Genomic DNA, 19,844 nt, shown 5'->3' on the forward strand with positions numbered 1-19,844 from the left:
GGTCCGGACGGTCAGGTCCGGTACGTGGCCGTCCCGTCGGACCGTCCCTCGGCGACGTCCTTGGAGAGCCGCCGGGTGAGGAACAGTCCCTCCAGGGCGAACTCCAGCGCGGCCGCGGCCTGCCCGGGGGACTCCCCGCTCATGCCGAGCCGTTCCATGATCTTGGCGAGGCCGGGCACGTGCCCGATCCGGCGCAGCAGCTCCGTCGCGGCCACCAGTTCGCCCGACTCGACCCGCTCGCCGGAGTCGAACTTGTCGAGCAGCCCGTTCAGGTCGGTGGCGCCGAGCGTCCGGCGGTAGGTCTCGGCGACGGCGCGGCGCAGCAGGTGCTCCAGGACCTCCTGCTCGCGGCCCTCCTCGCTGACCTCGAACTCCACCTTGCCCATCAGCGACGGCACGACCGACGGCAGGTCGCAGACGCGCGCGACCGCGCGTTCCTCCCCGGCGAGCGCCGCCCGCCGCACCGCGCCCGCCGCGACGGTCTCGGCGCCCGCCAGCGCGAACCGCGCCGACACGCCGGACCGCGCGTCCACCGCCGTCGAGTCCCGGACGAGCCGGGTGAACCGCCCGATGATCTCGACCAGGTGGTCGGGCACCTCGGCGGGCAGCCCGGCCAGGTCGGCGAAGTCGGACTCCTGCCGGATCAGCGCCAGCTCGGCGTCCAGTTCGAGGGGGTAGTGGGTGCGGATCTCGGCGCCGAAGCGGTCCTTCAGCGGGGTGATGATGCGACCGCGGTTGGTGTAGTCCTCGGGGTTGGCGGACGCGACGAGCAGCACGTCCAGCGGCAGCCGGAGCGCGTAGCCGCGGACCTGCACGTCGCGCTCCTCCAGCACGTTCAGCAGCGCCACCTGGATCCGCTCGGCCAGGTCGGGCAGCTCGTTGATGGAGAAGACGCCGCGGTTGGTGCGCGGCACGAGCCCGAAGTGCACGGTCTCCGGGTCGCCGAGGGTGCGGCCCTCCGCCACCTTGATCGGGTCGACGTCGCCGATGAGGTCGCCGACGCTGGTGTCCGGCGTGGCGAGCTTCTCCCCGTACCGGTCGTCGCGGTGCTTCCATTCGACGGGCAGCTCGTCGCCCAGCTCGGCGGCGAGCCGGCGGCACCGGACGCAGACCGGCGCGTACGGGTGGTCGTTGATCTCGCAGCCCGCGACCACCGGGGTCCACTCGTCCAGCAGCCCGGCCAGGGTGCGGATCAGCCGCGTCTTGCCCTGCCCGCGCTCGCCGAGCAGCACCAGGTCGTGCCCGGCGAGCAGGGCGCGTTCCAGGTGGGGCAGCACGGTGTCGTCGAACCCGAGGATGCCGGGGAAGCGCGGCTCGCCGGATCTCAGCCGGTCGAGCAGGTTGCGCCGTATCTCGGCCTTCACGGAAAGCCGGACGTGGCCGCTGGTGCGCAACGCGCCCAGAGTTGATTCACGGGGTGTGGATTCACGTGGTGTGGATGAACGCACGCGACCGACACTACGTCGCCGGTACGCGGAATCGCACCCCCGCCGACGATTCGCCCGGCCTGCCCCGACTCGCTGATGTTCGCGTGGAGAGCCCCCGGAGGGGGAAACTGAAGGTGTGAACCGAGCCGGCGAACGGAGTGAGGGAGGCGGCGCCGATGGCGCGATTCGGTGATGGCCTGGCCCTCGGACCCGACCTGTCCAGTGCCGCCGCGGCGGCGGTCGAGCAGGCGCTCGCGCCGCTCAGCGCGGCGCCCGACCTGGTGTGCGTGTTCGTGACGGGGGACGATCCGGACGAGGTCGAGGCGGCCGCGGTGGCCGCGGAGCTGGCGGCGGGCCCCGCGCTGGTGCTCGGCTGCAGCGCGTCGGGGGTGATCGGCGCCGGGCGCGGCGTGGAGGAGCGGGGCGCGGTCAGCGCGTGGGCGGCGGTGCTGCCCGGTGCGCGGCTCGACGCGTTCCGGCTGGAGACGCTCAAGGGCGACGACCGGCTCATCGTCGTCGGGATGCCGGAGGGGCAGGACGACGACGTGGTCGGCGTGCTGCTGGCCGACCCCTACAGCTTCCCGGTGGACGCGTTCGTGGAGCGTTCCGACGAGGCGCTGCCCGGGCTGCCGCTGGTCGGCGGTCTCGCCGAGGGCAGCGGGCTCGGCGAGACCGGGCAGGGCGAGGTGCGGCTGTTCGTCGGCGGCGAGGTGTACCGGGACGGCGCGGTCGGCGTGGTGATCGGCGGGTCCGTCGCCGCCGCCACCGTGGTCAGCCAGGGCGCCCGCCCGATCGGGCCGGACATGGTGGTGACCAAGGCCGAGGAGAACGTCCTGTACGAGCTGGCCGGTGTCCCCGCGCTGGAGAAGCTGGAGCAGATCGTGATCGGGCTGCCGGAGGAGGAGCAGGAGCTCGCCGGCCGCGGGTTGCTGATCGGCGTCGCGATGGACGAGTACGCCGACGAGCACGAGCACGGCGACTTCCTCGTGCGCGGGGTGGTCGGCGCCGACACCGACAGCGGCGCCATCGCGATCGGCGACGTGGTGGACGTGGGGCGCACCGTCCGGTTCCAGGTCCGGGACGCGGGCGCCGCCGAGGAGGACCTCTCCGCGCTGCTCGAACGGTTCGACCTGGCGCCGGTCGAGGGCGCGCTGCTGTTCTCCTGCAACGGGCGCGGCCAGGCGATGTTCCCCGACTCCGACCATGACGCGAAGGTGCTCGACCGCGCGTTCGGCCCTGCCGGGGTCGGCGGGTTCTTCGCCGCCGGCGAGATCGGGCCCGTCGCCGGCCGCAACCATGTGCACGGTTTCACCGCGTCCATCCTGGCGTTCGGCCGGGCGGAGGAGACCACTTGAGCGGGCCGCCCGTCCTCGCGGTGGACATCGGCGGGACGAAGCTGGCCGCCGCACTGGTCGAGCCCGACGGCGGCATCTCCGCCCGGACGCGGACCCCCACCCCGAACGTGCCCGGAGTGGACGGCGAGGAGCTGTGGCGGGCGCTGGAGGCGCTCCTCGGCAAGCTACTCGCCGACGCCGGGGATCCGCGGCTCGCCGGCGTCGGGGTGGGCTGCGGAGGGCCGATGACGTGGCCGGCCGCCGAGGTGTCCCCGCTGAACATCCCGGCATGGCGGGGTTTCCCGCTGCGGGAGCGGCTCCGCGCCCGGTATCCCGGGCTGCCCGTCCGCATCCACAACGACGCGGTCTGCGTCGCGGTCGGCGAGCACTGGCTCGGCGCGGGACGCGGGCACGGCAACGTCCTCGGCATGGTCGTGTCCACGGGCGTCGGCGGCGGCCTCATCCTCGGCGGGCGTCTGGTGAACGGGTTCAGCGGAAACGCCGGGCACATCGGGCACGTGATCGTCGACCCGGGCGGGCCGCCGTGCGGGTGCGGGGGCCGCGGCTGCCTGGAGGCGGTCGCGCGCGGTCCGGGGCTGGTCGCGTGGGCGCGGGAGCAGGGCTGGCGGCCCGGGAGCCGGGACGGCACCGGTGTCGAGCTGGCCGCCGACGCCCGCCGTGGCGATCCCGTCGCGGGCGCGGCGATGCGCCGGGCGGGCCGCGCCATCGGCATCGCGCTCGCGTCCGCGACGCACCTGTGCGACCTGGAGGTCGCGGCGATCGGCGGCGGACTGTCGCAGGCGGGCGGGCTGCTCTTCGACCCGATGGAGGACGCGTTCCGGGCGCACGCCCGGATGGAGTTCGCGCGCCGTGTCCGGATCGTCCCGGCGGAGCTCGGGCAGACCGCCGGGCTCGTCGGCGCGGCCGCCCTGGTCTTCGCTCAAGATCGCTATTGGAGTGCGGGCTGAGCGCGGCGGGTGCGAGTATCACACAATGAGCGAAGCGAACCGGGGGGTGTGGGGGGTCGCCTCCCACAGGAGTACGCCATGACCTCCGTCAGTGTCGACGATGTCCGGGGTGCCCGTGAGCTGCTCCGCGGGGTGGCGGTGCCGACCCCGATGATCCCCTCCCGGGTGCTGTCGGAGCAGCTCGGCGGGCCGGTCCTGCTGAAGTGCGAGAACCTGCAGCGCACCGGCTCCTTCAAGATCCGCGGCGCGTACGTGCGGATCGCCCGGCTGACCGAGGAGGAGCGGTCCGGCGGGGTGGTCGCGGCCAGCGCCGGCAACCACGCCCAGGGGGTCGCGCTCGCGGCGTCGATGCTCGGCTGCAGGGCCACGGTGTTCATGCCGGCCGGCGCGCCGCTCCCCAAGATCGCCGCGACCCGCGGCTACGGCGCCGAGGTCGTCTTCCCGGGGCCGACCGTGGACGACTGCCTCGTCGCCGCGCAGGAGTACGCGGACGAGTGCGGCGCGGTGTTCATCCACCCGTTCGACCACCCCGACGTGGTCGCCGGGCAGGCGACCATCGGGCTGGAGATCATGGAGCAGTGCCCGGAGGCCCGCACGATCGTCGCGCCGGTGGGCGGCGGCGGGTTGATGGCCGGCATCGCGGCGGCGGTCAGGGGCCTCGCCGCGGAGACCGGCGGCCCGTCGATCAAGCTGCTCGGCGCGCAGGCCAGGCGCGCCGCGGCGTTCCCGCCCTCGCTCGCGGCCGGGAAGCCCACGCAGATCGAGATCGAGCCGACGATGGCGGACGGGATCGCGGTCGGCCGTCCCGGCGACCTGACCTTCGACATGTTCACGGACCTGGTCGACGCGGTCGTCACCGTGACCGAGGAGTCGATCTCCCAGGCGCTGCTGCTCTGCCTCGAACGCGCCAAGCAGGTCGTCGAGCCCGCCGGGGCGGCCGGGGTGGCGGCGCTGCTGGAGCACTCGTACGCAGTCGAGCCGCCGGTGGTCGTGCTGCTGTCCGGCGGAAACGTCGACCCGCTGCTGCTGTCCAAGGTGCTGCGGCACGGGCTCGCGGGCGCCGGGCGGTACCTCGTCGTCCGCTGCCGGTTGAAGGACCGTCCGGGCGCCCTCGTGACCCTGCTCGGCGAGCTGGCGGAACTGGGCGTCAACGTCCTGGACGTGATGCACGAACGCGTCGCCGCCCGCCTGCACGTCGAGGAGGCCGAAGTGCTCATGCACCTGGAGACGCGAGGGGCCGACCACTCCGAAGACGTGATCGGCCGCCTACGCGAAAAGGGTTACACCCTCACCCTGAGCTGACCGGCCTAGAGGGACGGTTTGCCCTCGGAGTAGAGCCAGGCGTCGGCCCAGGCGTCCAGGTTCTTGTGCGAGACGCGCTCGGCGAAGCGGACGAAGTCCTTCGTCGAGGCGTTGCCGTAGCGGTACGCGGACGGCCACGCCTTCAGCAGCCGGTAGAACGCCCCGTCGCCGATCTTCGTGCGGAGGACGTGGACGGCCATCGCGCCGCGGTCGTAGACGAGCCCGTCGAAGATGTGGTCGCGGCCCGGGTCGGCGACCTTGCCCTTCCACAGGCCGTCGCTCGCCGGGGTCGCGTAGGTCTCGTCGAAGACCTTCTGGACGGTGTCGCCGCCGTGCGCCGCGCCGTACAGCCACTCGGAGTACGTCGCGAAGCCCTCGTTCAGCCAGATGTCCGCCCACTTCGCCGGGGACACCGCGTCCCCGAACCACTGGTGGCCCAGCTCGTGCGCGAGCAGGCCGGCGCTCGGGATGCCGCCCGGCCGGCGGCCGAGGTCGTACACGGGACGGCCCTGTGTCTCCAGCGCGTAGCCGACACCGGCCTTGACCACGATGCCGCCCGTGGACGTGAACGGGTAGCGCCCGTACAGGCCCGCCTCGAAGTCGGTCACCTCGGCGGTCTGGTCGAGGAACTTCTTCGCGTCCTCCGGCTTGATCGCCATGGCCCGGTCGGTGGCGGTCAGGTTCGGCACGCCCGCCTTCGTCCGCCCGGCGAGCACGTCGTACCTGCCGATCGCGATCATCGCGAGCTCGCTGGCCATCGGGTTGCGGACGTCCCAGCGGGTGGTCGTCCAGGCGCCCTTGGTCCACCTGCCGCGCAGGTCGCCGTTGGCGAGCGTGGTGAGGTCCTTGGGCGCGGACAGCGTGTAGGTGTACGTCGCCTTGTCGGTCGGATGGTCGTTGACCGGGTAGACGGTCGCGGCGCCGAACGGCTGGTTGAGCATCACCGCGCCGTCGGGCGTCGGCACCCAGCCGGACGTGCCCAGCGCGTCGTCGTTGATCGTCTGCGGGACGCCGGAGTACGCCACGGTCACCGTGAAGCGCCGGTTCTTCCGCAGCCCCTCGCGCGGAGTGATGACGAGTTCCTGGGCGCCGGTCCGCGTGAAGGACGCCTTGCGCCCGTCCACCGTCAGCGACGAGATCTTCAGCGGGCCGAGGAAGTCCAGGTCGAACCGGGACAGGTTCTGCGTGGCCCGCGCCTCGACCTTGGTGACGGCCTGGATCGACTTCGTCCCCGGGTCGTACTTCAGGCCGATGTCGTAGTGGGCGACGTCGTACCCGCCGTTGCCCATGTCCGGAAAGTAGGGATCGCCCGCGCTGGGCGCGCCGGGCGTGAATCGCGCGGCGGCGCCGGCGGGCGCCGCGGTCACGGCGAGGCTCGCCGCGATGCCGAGCGTCACGGCGGCCAGCGCTCTGGGGGTTCTGCTCATCGACCTCGTCCTCGGAACCTTGGTAAGCCGTCACAAGCGTGATCAAGACTTTCTTGTGATCCGGGTCCCGCACAAGCGCGTTTTGGTCTCGAATTCGCTGGCAGGGGGTGGTTTTCGTGGCCGGATCCGGCATCCGGTCACCATCTCCGCGGTTTGGTCTTCGAATAGAGCCACGTCTGGAACAGCTCCGTGAGCCTCTTTCCGGACACCCGCTCGGCGAGCGCGATGAACTGCGGCGTCGTGGCGGTGGCGTGGCGATGCTCGGCCGCCCAGGTCCGGAGGATCGTGAAGAACGCCCTGTCGCCCACCCGGTCACGGAGCGCCTGCAGGCACATCGCGCCCCGCACGTACACGGAGTAGCCGAACAGCTTCCCGGCGCCCGGCGCGCCCGGCGGGGGGCTGAAGATCGGTGAACTCGCGGGCTGCGCGCGGTAGCGCTTGAAGATCTTTCCGGCGGAGTCCCGGCCGGTGCGTTCCCGCCAGAGCCACTCGGCGTAGGTCGCGAAGCCCTCGTTCAGCCAGATGTCCTGCCAGCGCGTCAGGCCGACGCTGTCCCCGAACCACTGGTGCGCCAGCTCGTGGACGACGAAGTCGTCGTCCGGCGCGAACCCGCCGTAGAGGGGACGTTCCTGCGTCTCCAGGGCGTAGTTGAGCTTCGGATCGTCCACGATCCCGCCGGCCGTCGCGAACGGATACGGGCCGAACAGCGGCGCGGCCCACTTCAGCACCTTGACCGTGGTGCTCTCCAGTTCCTTCGCCGACGATCCGAACGCGGGGTCGACGGCCGTGATGACGCGGGTTCCGCCCGCCTGCGTCCGCCGCATATGGAACTTCCCGATGGCGACCGTGGCCAGGTAGCTCGCCATCGGCGCGCCCTCGGACCACTCGAAGGTGGCCGTCGTCCCGCCGTGCCGGACGGGCCCCGGCGTTCCGTTCGCCACGGCTTGCAGGCCCTTCGGGACGGTGACGTGGAACGCGTACGTGGCCTTGTCGCGCGGATGGTCGTTCACCGGCAGCCAGGTGGACGCCCCGTCCGGCTCGGCGGCGACGACCGCGCCGTCCTTGCTCGGAATCCACCCGTAGGTGCCGAACGCCTTGCTCCGGAGCGGCTTCGGCCTGCCCGCGTACCGGACGGCGACGGCGAACACGCGGCCGGCGGGGATCGGCTCCGCCGGCGTGACGACGAGTTCCCGGCCGTCGCGGCGATGCCGCGCCGACCGCCCGTCGACCGAGACCCCGCCGACCTCGGGACCGCGGAAGTCGAGGTCGAACGCGGACAGATCCTGCGTCGCGGTCGCGGTGACCGTCACCGTCGCGTCGACCGTGCCCGTCCTGGCGCCGGCATAGGCCATCGTGACGTCGTAGTGGGCGACGTCGTAGCCGCCGTTCCCCGCATCGCGGAAGTAGGAGTCGCCCAGGCCCGCCGCGCCCGGGGAGGGGGCGCCGCAGGCGCCCGTCGGCGGCGCCTGGTGTGCGGCGGGCGGCAAGGGCTGTGGACAAGGTGCGGCCGCCCGCCGCTCCGCCGTGGTGCCCGGGACCGTGGTCGCGGACGCCGTGCCGGCCGACCCGAGGAGGATCGCGACGGTCATGGCCGCGGTCGTTCCCCGAGATGGCCCGTTCACCAGCCCGATGGTGGCGCCGCGGACGGCCCGGCGGCGCACCGGCGGGCCGGATTTTCCCCAGCCCTTGCCGGACCTTCACCCGCGGCCGACCGGGTCACCCCGTCACTTGGCCGGACGGCCCGTCTGGTACAGCCAGTCGTCGAAGAACGCGTCGAGTTTCTTCCCCGACACCCGGTTCGCCGTCTCGATGAACTGCTTCGTCGTCCCGCTGGAGTGCCGGTGCTCCTTCGTCCAGGTCTGCAGGATCTTGTAGAAGGTGTCCTCGCCGACCCGGCCGCGGAGCGCGACGAGCGTCATCCCGCCCCGGTCGTAGACCGAACGGCCGAACATCTGCTTGCGGCCCGGGTTGCCGGGCGGGACGTCCCACAGCTCCCGACCGCCGAGGCCGTTGTACGCCTCGTCGAAGTGCTCCTGCACCGACTGGCCGCCGGTCTTCTCGTCCCACAGCCACTCGGCGTAGGTCGCGAAGCCCTCGTTCAGCCAGATGTCCTGCCAGCGCGTCAGGCTCACGCTGTCGCCGAACCACTGGTGCGCCAGCTCGTGCGCGACGATGGTCGGCTGCAGCCCGAACGCCCCGTACACCGGCCGCGTCTGCGTCTCCAGCGCGAAGCCGACGTCGGCGTCGTCGATCAGCCCGCCGGTGGAGGAGAACGGGTACGGGCCGAACAGCTTCGACCACTCCTCGATGATCTGCCCGTTCAGCTGGTGGAACCGGTCGACGGGCACGCCCTGGGTGGAGGAGTCCACCGCGGTGATGTTCGGGATGCCGCTCGGCGTCTTGCCCGTCCGCACCTCGAACCGGCCGACGTCGACCGTCGCGAGGTAGGTGGCCATCGGGTCCTTGACGTGCCACTTCGAGGTCGTCACGGCGCGCTTCTGCGCGACCGGCACGACCCCGGGACCGCCCGTCGGGCCGGTGCTCGGGGCGCCGCTCGGCGGCCCGCCCGGGCTTGGGAGATCGGTGGGCGGCCCGCCCGGCAGGGTGGGCACACCGCCGCCCGAGCTCGCCGGGGGCGTGTCCGGCTCGCCGTTGGCGATCGCCGTCAGCCCCTGCGGCACCGTGATCTCGAAGTCGAAGGTGGCCTTGTCGCTCGGGTGGTCGTTGCTCGGGAACCAGGTGTGCGCGCCGCTCGGCTGGCACGCCACGAACACGCCGTCGGACGTGCGGATCCAGCCGTACTTGCCGAGCACCGGATCCGACACCGGCTGCGGCGTCCCCGAGTAGGCGATCACCGTGGTGAACGTCCGGCCCTTCTCCAGGGGCTTGGCCGGCGTCACCTCCAGCTCGCTTCCGCCGCGCTGCTGCCGCGCGGGCGCGCCGTCGACCTTGATGGACGACACGTCCAGCCCGGTCAGGTCGAGGTTGAAGCGGGCGAGCCGCTCGGTCGCCCTCGCCGTGATCGTCGCGGTGCCGTCCAGCTGCTTCGCGCCGTCCGGGGTGATGGTGAGCTTCAGCCCGTAGTTCTGGACGTCGTAGCCGCCGTTGCCGTCACCGGGGACGTAGCCGTCGCCCGCGGTCGTCGGCCCCGCGGGCCCGTTGACCGCCGGGCCCTTCGGAGAGCCGGACGCGCCCGGATCGTCGTCGAACGGGGTCTGACATGAGGCGGTCAGCGACCCCGCGACGGCGAGGGCGGCCAGCCCCGGGACACCGCGGAACGCGGCTCCGCGAAGGGACCGCGAGCCGCTACGGCGGGGGCTGGGGGAGTTTCCGGCCATATGCACGTCGTCCAGCCTGCCCGGGCGGAGCCCCGCCCGGCAACTCGGATGGCCGAAGGGACGGAGTCATACGGGCGGCGCTCAGCGGCGGGCGTAGGGGTTGGACTGGTAGGGGTCGGCCCTGACGACGACGGTGCGCGCCACCTTGCAGTGCAGCGCCTGCTTGCGCGGGTCCCAGAGGATCCACAGGATGTCGATCAGACCGATGCAGCCGCAGATACCGCCGAGCACGCTGTAGAACGCGGAGCGTCCCGCCGCCTGGCCTGTGGTGATGGCCTGCCCGTCCTCCGCCCGGACGACGCGGATCTTCAGCAGCATCTTGCCGAGCGTCTGCCCCCGTCGGGCGTGCATCAGCCAGTAGTAGAAGAACGCGAGCACGACGCTGATCGCATTCGTCCCGACCTGCGCGCCGTTGTACATCGACTCGCCGGGCTCCGGGTTGAACACGCGGTCCCAGTCGACGAACGGGATCGAGATGAGGCCGGTCACCACGGCGACGAGGATGATGTCGATGATGCCCGCGCCCAGCCGCGCCCAGCGGCTCGCGAGTTCGCCCGAGGGGTGGGCCTGGCCGCCCATCCCGTAGCCGGGGACGTTGCCGTACTGCTGCTGGGCCTCGTATCCGGGGTACTGCTGCCCGTACGGCTGCTGCCCATAAGGCTGCTGAGCGCCGTATCCCTGCTGCCCCCCGTACCCCTGCTGGCCTCCGTACCCTTGCTGACCTCCATACGGCGGCTGCTCACCGTACGGGGGCCGGCCACCGTACGGCTGCTGCTGCTCGCCGTACGGCTGCTGTTGCCCATAGGGCCGTTCACCTTGCGGCGGCTGTCCGCCGCCGTACGGGGGGCCGCCGTAGGGGCCCGGCCGATCGGGCTGCTCCTGCCCGTACGGCGGCTGCTGCCGCCCATAGGGCCGGTTCTCATCCGGCTCTCCCCCGGATGCGGGGTCGTTCGGCGGTTGCGTCATGCCGTCAGCGTCGCCGCGTCACCGCCGCCCAAACATCGCCGCGTCCGGGAGCAGCCGGAATGTTTACCCGTGGATGATCAGCGGTTGCCGGGCCGCGCGGTCAGGGCCGGGCGTACGGGTTCGGCGTCCACGGCGTCGCCTTCACCACGACCGTCCCGGCGACCTTGTCGTGCAGGGCCTGGCGCCGCTCGTCCCACAGGATCCAGGCGTTGTCGAGCAGGCCGACGAGCCCGAGGATCCCCGCGAGGGGGGAGAGGAGGTTCAGCGCGCCCGTCGCGATGCCGATGGCGTAGACGAACGCCTGCCGGCCGAGGGCCTGCCGCCAGCTCACCGCCGAGAGGTCCGCGGCCTTCACCAGCCGGATTCCGCACGCCTTCTTGCCGAGCGTCTGGCCCCATCTGGCGTGCAGGACGGTGAAGTACACGAAGCCCAGCAGGAACACGATCGCGTACCCGGCGAGCAGCCGCGGGATGTTGTAGAGGTCCAGCGGGTTCGTGATCGGCTCGCCGGACTCGACGGAGTCCTGCATCTTGTCCCAGCGGATCGAGAACAGCACGGCCGGAGTGGCCGCGATGCTGAGCACGAAGCTGTCCAGAATGCCCGCACCGAGGCGCGCGAGCCGTCCGGCCAGCATGTCCTGCGGGCCGCCGCCGGCACCGGGATACGGGACACCCGGAGGGCCGTAGCCGGAGATCGGCGGCGCCTGGGGCAGCGGCATCCCCGGCCCGCCGTGCCCGGCCACGGGCGGCGCCTGGCCGGACGGGCCGCCGTACGTGCCCTGGTACGGCGGCGGACGCTCGGGTGACGCGGGCGCCTCGGCGGCGGGAGGGCCGGGGAGCGGGGCGTCAGGGGCCTTCCAGGCGTCGTCGTCCGGAGGCGGGGGGTTCTGCGGCGGTTCGCTCATGCCCCCACAGTGTGCCGCGTAACGGGCGCGCACGGTCACCCGGTGAATGTCCGGCCCCGGACGCGGCCGCGTCCGGGGCCGTGTCCCCGAGTCCCGGACGGCGTCACAGGTTGCCGCGCCGCTCCTGCTCCCGCTCGATCGCCTCGAACAGCGCCTTGAAGTTGCCCTTGCCGAAGCCGAGCGAGCCGTGCCGCTCGATCAGCTCGAAGAACACCGTCGGACGGTCCTGGACGGGCTTGGTGAAGATCTGCAGCAGGTAGCCGTCCTCGTCCCGGTCGACCAGGATCCGGCGCTTCTGCAGGTCCTCGATCGGCACCCGCACCTGGCCGATGCGCTCTCGCAGCTCCGGGTCCTCGTAATAGGAGTCGGGGCTCTCCAGGAACTCCACGCCGGCGGCCCGCATCCTGTCGACCGTCGCCAGGATGTCGTTCGTGGCCAGAGCGATGTGCTGCACGCCCGGGCCGCCGTAGAACTCCAGGTACTCGTCGATCTGCGACTTGCGCCTGCTCTCCGCCGGCTCGTTCAGCGGGAACTTCACCTTCCGGGTGCCGTCCGCCACGACCTTCGACATCAGCGCCGAGTACTCGGTCGCGATGTCGTCGCCGACGAACTCCGCCATGTCGGTGAAGCCCATCACCCGGTGGTAGAAGCCGGCCCACTCGTCCATGCGCTCGACGTTGCCCACACAGTGGTCGATCGCCTGGAAGAACCGCTTCTCCGGCGGCTCCGCGATCGGGCCGGCGGGCGCGAACCCCGGCAGGTAGGGGCCCGTGTAGTTGGAGCGGTCGACCAGCGAGTGCCGGGTCTCGCCGTAGGTGGCGATCGCGGCGACGGTCACCTTGCCGAAGTCGTCCTCCAGGACGCGCGGCTCCTCCAGGCCCGTGGCGCCCTTCGCGACCGCGTGCCGGTAGGCGTGCTCGACATCGGGGACCTCGATCGCGAGGTCGACGACGCCGTCGCCGTGCTCGGCGATGTGCCGGCCGATCCCGGTGCCCGCCTTCACCGGGCCGCGGAACACGAACCGGGCGCCGCCCGACTCCAGCACGTGCACCGCCTCGTCGGGGCTGCCGTTCTCCGGGCCCCGGTAGGCGACCCTGCGCATCCCGAACGCGGTCGAGTAGTAGTGGGCGGCCTGCTTGGCGTTGCCGACGGCGAAGACGACGGCGTCCATACCCTTGACCGGAAACTCATCCATGCCACCTAATCTCGACATGCGCCTACAAGGTGCGCAAGAGTGGCTTGAAATGCTGGACAATATGTCCAGCAAAGCACGGTCCGGACCGGTCGCTCTGTACATGGTGACCACGAACACGGGAGGGCGGCATGCCGATCGACGAGCTGGACGGCCGGCTGATCGAGCTGTTCACCACCGAGCCCCGCGTCGGCGTCCTGGAGGCGTCCCGGCGGCTCGGGGTCGCGCGCGGCACCGTCCAGGCGCGGCTCGACCGGATGGCCCGCGACGGCGTCATCGCGGGCCACGGCCCGGAGATCGACCCGGCGGCGCTCGGCTACGGGGTGACCGCGTTCGTCACCCTCCAGCTGCGGCAGGCGGGCGGGCACGACCCCGTCGCGGCGCGGCTCGCCCAGGTGCCCGAGGTGATCGAGGCCCACACCATCACCGGCCCCGGCGACATGCTGTGCCGCATCGTCGCCCGCAGCAACACCGACCTCCAGCGCGTCATCGACGTGATCGTGGACGTCGCGGGCGTCGAGCGCGCCTCGTCGGTGATCTCCCTCGCCACCCAGATCCCGTACCGCACCCTCCCGCTGCTCAGGGCCGTCGCGAGCGCGTCCCGCGAGGGAACGGGCGGCGGAAAGGGAACGGCCGGGAAAACGAGCGGTCCGCCGTCCCGGTGAGGGGCGGCGGACCGGACGTTCTCCCGGCCGGAGGTGATCGCCGTCCCGGGACGGCGGTCGATCGCGGCGTCGTCGCTACGCGGCGCCGTAGGGGGTGGCGTCGATGATCTCCACGGTCATGGAGCGGCCGTTGGGGAGGGTGTAGGTGGCCTTGTCGCCGACCTTCTTGCCGTCGATGGCGGCGCCGAGCGGCGACTTCGGCGAGTAGACGTCTATGGGGGCGCCGACCTCCTCGCGGGACGCGAGCAGGAAGGTGACCTCCTCGTCGTCGCCCTCGAACGAGACCGTGACGGTCATGCCGGGGCCGACGACGCCCTCGGTGCGCGGCGCCTCGCCGACGCGCGCGTTCTCCAGGATGCCCTGGAGCTGGAGGATGCGGCCCTCGATCTTGCCCTGCTCCTCCTTGGCCGCGTGGTAGCCGCCGTTCTCGCGCAGGTCGCCCTCCTCCCGCGCCGCCTCGATCTTCTGAGCGATCTCGATGCGGCCCGGGCCCGACAGGTGGTCCAGCTCAGACTTGAGCCGGTCGTACGCCTCCTGGGTCAGCCAGGTGACGTTGTCAGCGCGGGTCTCGGTCACGGGTACTCCTCATCCACATGTTGCGATCCTCGCCCGCCTCCGCGGGCGGGCGTCACATCGACATGAAGTGCGGCCGGGTGAAACCTCTAGCCTATCCGGTGTGTGCGGGTAAAGGTTCCCTGAACTCGGCGTCCGCAATCCGCCAATCGTGTCTCGGCACTCACCCGGCGTATCGGGCTCCCGGCGGGCCTTCTTGTCAGATCTCCGGGTCAGACCTTCCGGCAGTCGCGGATCCTCGCGCCGGTGGCACGCCGGGGCGTCTGCAGGGTCTCGGTGCCCTTCACGCTGGACGTCCCGGCCGGCACGGAGACCTCCTTCTGCGCGAGCACGGCGAAGTCGGTGTCATAGGCGTCGACCGTGCAGCGCACCTCGTCGTCCTTCCCCTTGGCCACCGAATAGTTGATCTCCACCGAGGTGTCGGTGATCTGGTAGGTCACCGTCTGCGGGACGATGCCCGGAGTCTGACCCGTGTGGGCGGCGAGGACGCCGAAGCCGCCCGCCGCCACCGCGGTGAGGGCGCCGATGACCACCAGCCCGAGCCGGCCCCGCCGGGGCTCGGCGGGCGCCGCTGCTTTCGACACGCTCGTCGTCATGGCGGGGAATCTCCGTGCGGGGTGCGGACGTTGTCAGGGACAATTCATTCTCGTCTGTGATGACGCGTGCCTCGAACCGGGGGCCGCTCAAGAGTCCGGAGAGGGAGAACCCCCAGTGTCCGAGGTCATCGACGGTACGACGCTCGACCGGCCGTGCGGCGGTGACGAGCCGCTCCGCCTCATGGCGGTGCACGCGCACCCCGACGACGAGTCCAGCAAGGGTGCGGCCACGATGGCGCGCTACGTCGCCGACGGCGTCGAGGTCCTCGTCGTCACCTGCACCGGCGGCGAACGCGGCGACATCCTGAACCCCGCGATGGACCGCCCTGAGGTCAAGGCCGACATCGGCAAGGTCCGCGAGGCCGAGATGGCGCGGGCCCGCGAGATCCTCGGCGTCTCCCAGCGCTGGCTCGGCTTCGTCGACTCCGGCTTCCCGGAGGGCGACCCACTGCCGCCGCTGCCCGAGGGCTGCTTCGCGCTTGAGCCACTGGAGAGCGCCGCGGAGCCGCTGGTCCGCGCCGTCCGCGACTTCCGCCCGCACGTGATGCTCACCTACGACGAGAAGGGCGGCTACCCCCACCCCGACCACGTGAAGTGCCACGAGGTGTCGGTGGAGGCTTTCGAGGCCGCCGGCGACCCCGAGCGCTACCCGGGAGCGGGCGAGCCCTGGCAGCCGCTCAAGCTCTACTACCACATGACCTTCAGCAAGGACCGCATCCTCGCCCTGCACAACGCCATGGAGGAGGCCGGCCTGGAGTCGCCCTACGGCGATTGGATGAAGCGCTTCGAGGACGAGACCGACAAGGCCGCGAAGTGGGACGTGACCACCCGCGTCCCCTGCGCCGACCACTTCGAGACCAGGGACCGCGCCCTCCTCGCCCACGCCACCCAGATCGACCCCAACGGGTTCTGGTTCGTCGTCCCGCTGGACCTCCAGCGTGAGGCATGGCCGACCGAGGACTACCATTTGGCCAGGTCCCTGGTCGACACGGAGCTGCCGGAGGACGACCTGTTCGCCGGCATCCGGGAGAAGGTGTGTCTGTGATGGCTTCCGTCTACGCCATGCCGCTGAACAACGACACGGTCAGCCCCGGCGTCCTCGGCTTCGTGGTCTTCCTCCTCCTGGCGACCGCCACGTTCTTCCTGATCCGCTCGATGGGCAAGCAGATGAAGAAGATCGAGGCCCCCCGCGAGGAGGACCTGAGGCAGCAGGAGTGGGAGCGCGCGGAGGCGGAGAAGGCGGCGCGGGCCGGCACCGCGGCGAAGACCCCGTCCGACGACGACTGACCGGCGCCTGGAGCGGAGCTCCAGCGGAGCGGAAGGCGACGGTCAGTCGGCACTTGCCGGGGGGCGTGGGGGGGCGCCCCCCACAGAGAGACTCTGACCGCGCCGGGCCGTCCGGGCCGGTTGGAGGCGGCCGGGTCCGGGGAGGACCCTCGACGTGCGCGCGAACTTCGAGGACGCCTACCGGGACCTCCCGCAGCCGGCGGCCAGGCTCCTCAGGCTGCTGTCCCTGCAGCCGGGCGACGACATCGACCCCTCGGCCGCCGCCGCACTCGCGGACGTGCCGGAGTCCGAGGCCCGCGGACTGCTGGAGACGCTCGCCGAACGGGAACTGCTCACCGCCGACGGCCGCTTCGGCCTCCCGGGGCTCGTCCGCGCCTATGCGCGGGAACGGGCCGAACGTGAGGACTCCCAGGAGGACCGTGACGCCGCCATGCGCCGCGTTCTCGACCACTACCTCGCCGCCACGGCCACTGGGGAGGGGGACCTGGAGGCCGAGGGCCTGGCCCTGCTTGAACGGGAACGCTGGTCGGAGGCCGCCGAAACGCTGGAGGAGGGCCTGCGCCAGGCCGAACGCGACGGCGACCTCCGCACCGTCCTGCTGGCGCGCCACAACCTCGCCCGCGCCCTGACCAAGGCGGGCGCCCTCGACCGGGCGATCGAACTGCTCGGCCCGCTGCCGGAGGAGTTCGCCGCCCTGCCCGAGCCCGACGACGGCAACCGCGCGCGTGCGCTGGCGAGCCTCGGCGAGGCGTACCTGCGCGCGCACCGCCCCGTCGCGGCCATCAACTTCTTCGGCCAGGCGCTGGAGATCCTCCGCAGGCAGGACGCCGTCGACGAGCAGGCCGCCATGTTCGTCCACATCGCCGACGCCGCCCGCCAGCGCGGTGACCACGCCGCCGAACAAGCCGCCCTGGACCGTGCTGCATCTATCCAGGGGGGCGACCCCCTGGAACCCCCGTAACGGGCGTGGTCATGCTTTTCCGTGGTCCCAGCTGACGATTCGGTCGGGTTCCATGACGACCAGGACGCGTTTGGCGATGGCCTGCTCGATGCCCTCGGCGATGACCGGGTCGATCGGCTCGCCCAGCTTCGGGACGGGCAGGCCCGCCATGCGGGAGCCGACGACCATGCCGACCTTGCTGCGCGGCTCCGGGTCCTCGATGACGAGGCCCCGCCCGTACAGGGCGACGCCGCGCAGCTCGCTGTTCTCGACGCCGTCCTCGACGAGGCAGGTCATGGTCGGGTTCCGGCGCAGGTTCAGCACCTTCTGCGACGCCTTGTACGTGGTGAAGGCGATCTTGCCCTCGTACAGCGTGTAGAACATCGTCACCAGGTGCGGCTCGCCGTCCTTGCCGACGGTGGCGACCTGCACCTTGAAGTTCTCCGCGAGGTAGGCCGCGACCTCCTCGGGCGTCATCTTGATCTTCTCGCGCTTGTTCCCGGCCAACGGGCCCTCCCTCTGCTCGCCTGTACCATGCACACGATAACCAAGCGCTTGCATGCCCTCTCGCCCGGCACCATGGGGGGATGTCCGTCCGCGATCTGATCGTCCTCGGCTCCGCCAGTGCGGTGCCCACCAAGTCCCGCAACCACAACGGCTACCTGCTGCGCTGGGACGGCCACGGCGTCCTGTTCGACCCGGGCGAGGGGACGCAGCGGCAGATGGCGCACGCGGGCGTCTCGGCGAACGACGTGACCTGGATCTGTGTGACGCACTTCCACGGCGACCACTGCCTCGGCGTGCCGGGCATCGTCCAGCGCATCGCCCGCGACGGCGTCGAGCACCCGGTCGACGCGGCGTTCCCGGCGAGCGGCAGGCCGTACTGGGAGCGGCTGCGGCACGCGGCCGCCTTCCGGGACACCGACGTGATCCGCGAGCGTCCCGTGTCCGGCGAGCGGATGCCGCTGGACACCGGCGACGCCCCGTTCACCCTGGTCGCGCGGCGGCTCTCCCATCCGGTCGAGGCGTACGGGTACCGGCTCGCGGAACCGGACGGCGTCACGATGCTGCCCGCGGAGCTCGCGGCGAGGGGCGTCAGGGGGCCGCTGATCCGCCGCCTCCAGGAAGAAGGACAGGTCACCACGTCCGAGGGGCGCGTGGTCACGCTGGACGAGTGCAGCGTGGCGCGTCCGGGGCAGAAGGTCGCGTTCGTCATGGACACCCGGCTCTGCGACGGAGTCCGGGAACTCGCGGACGGCGTGGACATGCTCGTCATCGAGTCGACGTTCCTGCACGAAGACGTCGCCCTGGCCACCGAGTACGGCCACCTCACCGCCGCCCAGGCCGGGACGGTGGCCGCGGAGGCGGGTGTCCGGCACCTCGTCCTGACGCACTTCTCCGAGCGGTACCGGATCGAGGACGAGCACCGCTTCGTGGACGAGGCCTGCGCCGCCTTCGGCGGGGACGTGACCCTGGTCCACGACCTCGACCGGATCTTGATGCCGCCCCGCCGTCTGACCGGACGAGAACGCGGGCAGGACTCCTTGCATGGCTGACGAAGTCGATGTCGTGGTGATCGGTCTCGGGCCCGGGGGAGAGGACGCCGCGGGAAGGCTCGCCGAGGCCGGCGTCTCGGTCGTCGCCGTGGAGTCCCGGCTGGTCGGCGGGGAATGCCCGTACTATGCGTGCGTCCCCACCAAGATGATGGTCCGCGCCGCGGGGCTGCTCGCCGAGGCCGCCCGCGTCCCCGGGATGGCGGGGGAGGCGTCCGCCCGCCCCGACTGGACGCCGGTCGCCGCCCGGATCCGCGACGAGGCGACCGACTCGTGGGACGACAAGGTCGCCGCCGACCGCCTCACCGGCAAGGGCGCGAGGCTCGTGCGCGGCCGGGGCCGCATCACCGCGCCGGACGAGGTCACGGTGGACGGCCAGGTCTTCCGCGCCCGCCGGGGCATCCTGCTCAACACCGGCACCTCGCCCATGGCCCCGCCCATCGACGGCCTCGCCGACACCCCGTTCTGGACGAACCGCGACGCCGTCATGGCGACCAGGGCGCCCGAATCGCTCGTCGTCCTCGGCGGAGGCGTCGTCGGGGTGGAGATGGCGCAGGTCTTCTCCCGCTTCGACGGCCGCGTCACCGTCGTGGAGGCCGCCGACCGCCTCCTCCTCAACGAGGAACCCGAGTCCAGCGACCTGCTGCGCGCCGTCTTCGAACGCGAGGGCATCGGCGTCCGCACCGGCGTGAACGTCACCCGCGTCACCCACGACGGCGACGAGTTCACGATGCACCTCGGCGACGAAACGCTCACCGCCGAACGTCTCCTTGTCGCGACCGGCCGCCGCCCCAACCTGAAGGGTCTCGGCCTGGGAAAGGTCGGCCTGGACGAGACCGCCCGCCAGATCCCCGTGGACGGCCACATGCGGGCGGCCGACGGCGTGTGGGCGATCGGCGACATCACCGGCATGGGCGCGTTCACACACGTCTCGATGTACCAGGCGGCCATCGCCGTCCGCGACATCCTCGGCGAGGAGGGCTCACCGGCCGTCTACCGCGCCGTCCCCCGCGTCACCTTCACCGACCCGGAGGTCGCCTCCGTCGGCCTCACCGAAGCGCAGGCCCGCGACCAGAACCTTCCCGTCCGGACCGCCGTCGCGCAGATCCCCGAGTCGACCCGCGGCTGGATCCACAAGGCGGGCAACGACGGCTTCGTCAAGCTCGTCGAGAACACCGAATGGGGCACCCTGGCCGGAGCCACCGTCGTCGGCCCTTCCGGCGGCGAGATCCTCGGCTTCCTCGCCGTCGCCGTCCACACCGAGGCCCCGACCGCCGCCCTCCGCGAAATGATCTACGCCTACCCCACCTTCCACCGCGCCATAGAAACCGCCCTCACCGCCCTCGCCGGATAGGCGCCGGGGGGAGTGAGG

19 protein-coding genes are annotated in these 19,844 nt (G+C 72.0%); 9 read left to right on the plus strand and 10 right to left on the minus strand.

Translation table 11 applies throughout. The features are described from left to right. Positions 1 to 11: 11 nt before the first annotated feature. Positions 12 to 1,394 carry a sigma 54-interacting transcriptional regulator gene (locus tag ACQPZP_RS08925; RefSeq protein ID WP_433477155.1) on the minus strand — a complete coding sequence of 461 codons (1,383 nt, stop codon included), beginning with the start codon at positions 1,392 to 1,394 and terminating at the stop codon, positions 12 to 14. Between the two features lie 209 nt (positions 1,395 to 1,603). Here ACQPZP_RS08925 and ACQPZP_RS08930 point away from each other — a divergent pair, with 209 nt between their 5' ends. The 3 genes from ACQPZP_RS08930 (at position 1,604) to ilvA (ending at position 5,031) form a co-directional block, all read left to right on the plus strand. Beyond that, the gene (locus tag ACQPZP_RS08930) at positions 1,604 to 2,782 is read left to right on the plus strand and encodes an FIST signal transduction protein (protein ID WP_433477156.1); all 1,179 of its coding nucleotides are present in this window, start codon (positions 1,604 to 1,606) and stop codon (positions 2,780 to 2,782) included. Beyond that, on the plus strand, positions 2,779 to 3,729 hold the full coding sequence (locus ACQPZP_RS08935; RefSeq protein ID WP_433477157.1) for an ROK family protein: 951 nt from the start codon (positions 2,779 to 2,781) through the stop codon (positions 3,727 to 3,729). The genes ACQPZP_RS08930 and ACQPZP_RS08935 overlap by 4 nt, the downstream gene beginning before the upstream one ends. A 78-nt stretch (positions 3,730 to 3,807) precedes the next feature. After that, positions 3,808 to 5,031 carry a threonine ammonia-lyase gene (gene ilvA / locus ACQPZP_RS08940; protein WP_433477158.1) on the plus strand — a complete coding sequence of 408 codons (1,224 nt, stop codon included), beginning with the start codon at positions 3,808 to 3,810 and terminating at the stop codon, positions 5,029 to 5,031. 5 nt (positions 5,032 to 5,036) lie between these two features. Here the strand turns inward: ilvA and ACQPZP_RS08945 are convergent, their stop codons facing one another. From ACQPZP_RS08945 to hppD, 6 genes are all read right to left on the minus strand, one after another. Next, positions 5,037 to 6,458, minus strand: coding sequence for a M1 family metallopeptidase (locus ACQPZP_RS08945; RefSeq protein ID WP_433477159.1), 1,422 nt, complete (start codon positions 6,456 to 6,458; stop codon positions 5,037 to 5,039). Between the two features lie 137 nt (positions 6,459 to 6,595). After that, on the minus strand, positions 6,596 to 8,047 hold the full coding sequence (locus tag ACQPZP_RS08950; RefSeq protein WP_433477160.1) for a M1 family metallopeptidase: 1,452 nt from the start codon (positions 8,045 to 8,047) through the stop codon (positions 6,596 to 6,598). Positions 8,048 to 8,182: 135 nt separating this feature from the next. Then, a complete protein-coding gene (locus tag ACQPZP_RS08955; protein WP_433479572.1) occupies positions 8,183 to 9,796 on the minus strand; it encodes a M1 family aminopeptidase in 1,614 nt (537 codons plus the stop codon). 81 nt (positions 9,797 to 9,877) lie between these two features. Next, positions 9,878 to 10,762 carry an RDD family protein gene (locus tag ACQPZP_RS08960; RefSeq protein ID WP_433477161.1) on the minus strand — a complete coding sequence of 295 codons (885 nt, stop codon included), beginning with the start codon at positions 10,760 to 10,762 and terminating at the stop codon, positions 9,878 to 9,880. Positions 10,763 to 10,862: 100 nt separating this feature from the next. After that, positions 10,863 to 11,666 (minus strand): RDD family protein, encoded by an 804-nt coding sequence (locus ACQPZP_RS08965; RefSeq protein WP_433477162.1) that lies wholly within the window; start codon positions 11,664 to 11,666, stop codon positions 10,863 to 10,865. Positions 11,667 to 11,769: 103 nt separating this feature from the next. Continuing rightward, positions 11,770 to 12,861: a 4-hydroxyphenylpyruvate dioxygenase gene (hppD, locus tag ACQPZP_RS08970; protein ID WP_433477163.1), complete on the minus strand. Its 1,092-nt coding sequence runs from the start codon at positions 12,859 to 12,861 to the stop codon at positions 11,770 to 11,772. Between the two features lie 128 nt (positions 12,862 to 12,989). On the opposite strand from hppD, the gene ACQPZP_RS08975 reads away from it, so the two are divergent. Continuing rightward, positions 12,990 to 13,523 (plus strand): Lrp/AsnC family transcriptional regulator, encoded by a 534-nt coding sequence (locus tag ACQPZP_RS08975; RefSeq protein ID WP_433477164.1) that lies wholly within the window; start codon positions 12,990 to 12,992, stop codon positions 13,521 to 13,523. 75 nt (positions 13,524 to 13,598) lie between these two features. Here the strand turns inward: ACQPZP_RS08975 and greA are convergent, their stop codons facing one another. Then, positions 13,599 to 14,099: a transcription elongation factor GreA gene (greA, locus tag ACQPZP_RS08980; protein WP_433467240.1), complete on the minus strand. Its 501-nt coding sequence runs from the start codon at positions 14,097 to 14,099 to the stop codon at positions 13,599 to 13,601. A gap of 209 nt (positions 14,100 to 14,308) precedes the next feature. Further along, positions 14,309 to 14,692, minus strand: a complete 384-nt coding sequence (locus ACQPZP_RS08985) for a DUF4307 domain-containing protein (protein ID WP_433477165.1) — start codon at positions 14,690 to 14,692, stop codon at positions 14,309 to 14,311. A 181-nt stretch (positions 14,693 to 14,873) separates the two neighbouring features. Between ACQPZP_RS08985 and mca the strand changes: the two genes are divergently transcribed. The 3 genes from mca to ACQPZP_RS09000 all read left to right on the plus strand — a co-directional run bounded on the left by mca (position 14,874) and on the right by ACQPZP_RS09000 (position 16,940). Then, a complete protein-coding gene (gene mca / locus ACQPZP_RS08990; RefSeq protein ID WP_433479573.1) occupies positions 14,874 to 15,737 on the plus strand; it encodes a mycothiol conjugate amidase Mca in 864 nt (287 codons plus the stop codon). Continuing rightward, on the plus strand, positions 15,737 to 15,979 hold the full coding sequence (locus ACQPZP_RS08995) for a hypothetical protein (RefSeq protein WP_433477166.1): 243 nt from the start codon (positions 15,737 to 15,739) through the stop codon (positions 15,977 to 15,979). The genes mca and ACQPZP_RS08995 overlap by 1 nt, the downstream gene beginning before the upstream one ends. A 154-nt stretch (positions 15,980 to 16,133) precedes the next feature. Beyond that, the gene (locus ACQPZP_RS09000) at positions 16,134 to 16,940 is read left to right on the plus strand and encodes a hypothetical protein (RefSeq protein ID WP_433477167.1); all 807 of its coding nucleotides are present in this window, start codon (positions 16,134 to 16,136) and stop codon (positions 16,938 to 16,940) included. Positions 16,941 to 16,949: 9 nt separating this feature from the next. Here ACQPZP_RS09000 and ACQPZP_RS09005 read toward each other — a convergent pair whose 3' ends face one another. Next, a complete protein-coding gene (locus ACQPZP_RS09005; protein ID WP_433477168.1) occupies positions 16,950 to 17,426 on the minus strand; it encodes a pyridoxamine 5'-phosphate oxidase family protein in 477 nt (158 codons plus the stop codon). An 80-nt stretch (positions 17,427 to 17,506) separates the two neighbouring features. Between ACQPZP_RS09005 and ACQPZP_RS09010 the strand changes: the two genes are divergently transcribed. Next, positions 17,507 to 18,475: a ribonuclease Z gene (locus ACQPZP_RS09010; protein WP_433477169.1), complete on the plus strand. Its 969-nt coding sequence runs from the start codon at positions 17,507 to 17,509 to the stop codon at positions 18,473 to 18,475. Further along, a complete protein-coding gene (locus ACQPZP_RS09015; RefSeq protein ID WP_433477170.1) occupies positions 18,468 to 19,826 on the plus strand; it encodes a dihydrolipoyl dehydrogenase family protein in 1,359 nt (452 codons plus the stop codon). Before ACQPZP_RS09010 ends, ACQPZP_RS09015 begins: the two co-directional genes overlap by 8 nt. The last annotated feature ends 18 nt before the right edge of the window (positions 19,827 to 19,844 follow it).

Origin of the sequence: Spirillospora sp. CA-142024 (genome assembly GCF_050942325.1) — a bacterium.
In the GTDB taxonomy this organism is placed as follows: Bacteria; Actinomycetota; Actinomycetes; order Streptosporangiales; family Streptosporangiaceae; genus Spirillospora.

Excerpts from the sequence above, each read along its gene's own strand:
- ACQPZP_RS08930 (WP_433477156.1), top strand. The coding sequence starts at position 1,604 with ATGGCGCGATTCGGTGATGGCCTGGCCCTCGGACCCGACCTGTCCAGT.
- ilvA (WP_433477158.1), top strand. The coding sequence starts at position 3,808 with ATGACCTCCGTCAGTGTCGACGATGTCCGGGGTGCCCGTGAGCTGCTC.
- ACQPZP_RS08945 (WP_433477159.1), bottom strand. The coding sequence starts at position 6,458 with ATGAGCAGAACCCCCAGAGCGCTGGCCGCCGTGACGCTCGGCATCGCG.
- ACQPZP_RS08950 (WP_433477160.1), bottom strand. The coding sequence starts at position 8,047 with ATGACCGTCGCGATCCTCCTCGGGTCGGCCGGCACGGCGTCCGCGACC.
- ACQPZP_RS08955 (WP_433479572.1), bottom strand. The coding sequence starts at position 9,796 with ATGGCCGGAAACTCCCCCAGCCCCCGCCGTAGCGGCTCGCGGTCCCTT.
- ACQPZP_RS08960 (WP_433477161.1), bottom strand. The coding sequence starts at position 10,762 with ATGACGCAACCGCCGAACGACCCCGCATCCGGGGGAGAGCCGGATGAG.
- ACQPZP_RS08965 (WP_433477162.1), bottom strand. The coding sequence starts at position 11,666 with ATGAGCGAACCGCCGCAGAACCCCCCGCCTCCGGACGACGACGCCTGG.
- hppD (WP_433477163.1), bottom strand. The coding sequence starts at position 12,861 with ATGGATGAGTTTCCGGTCAAGGGTATGGACGCCGTCGTCTTCGCCGTC.
- ACQPZP_RS08975 (WP_433477164.1), top strand. The coding sequence starts at position 12,990 with ATGCCGATCGACGAGCTGGACGGCCGGCTGATCGAGCTGTTCACCACC.
- ACQPZP_RS08985 (WP_433477165.1), bottom strand. The coding sequence starts at position 14,692 with ATGACGACGAGCGTGTCGAAAGCAGCGGCGCCCGCCGAGCCCCGGCGG.
- mca (WP_433479573.1), top strand. The coding sequence starts at position 14,874 with ATGGCGGTGCACGCGCACCCCGACGACGAGTCCAGCAAGGGTGCGGCC.
- ACQPZP_RS08995 (WP_433477166.1), top strand. The coding sequence starts at position 15,737 with ATGGCTTCCGTCTACGCCATGCCGCTGAACAACGACACGGTCAGCCCC.
- ACQPZP_RS09010 (WP_433477169.1), top strand. The coding sequence starts at position 17,507 with ATGTCCGTCCGCGATCTGATCGTCCTCGGCTCCGCCAGTGCGGTGCCC.
- ACQPZP_RS09015 (WP_433477170.1), top strand. The coding sequence starts at position 18,468 with ATGGCTGACGAAGTCGATGTCGTGGTGATCGGTCTCGGGCCCGGGGGA.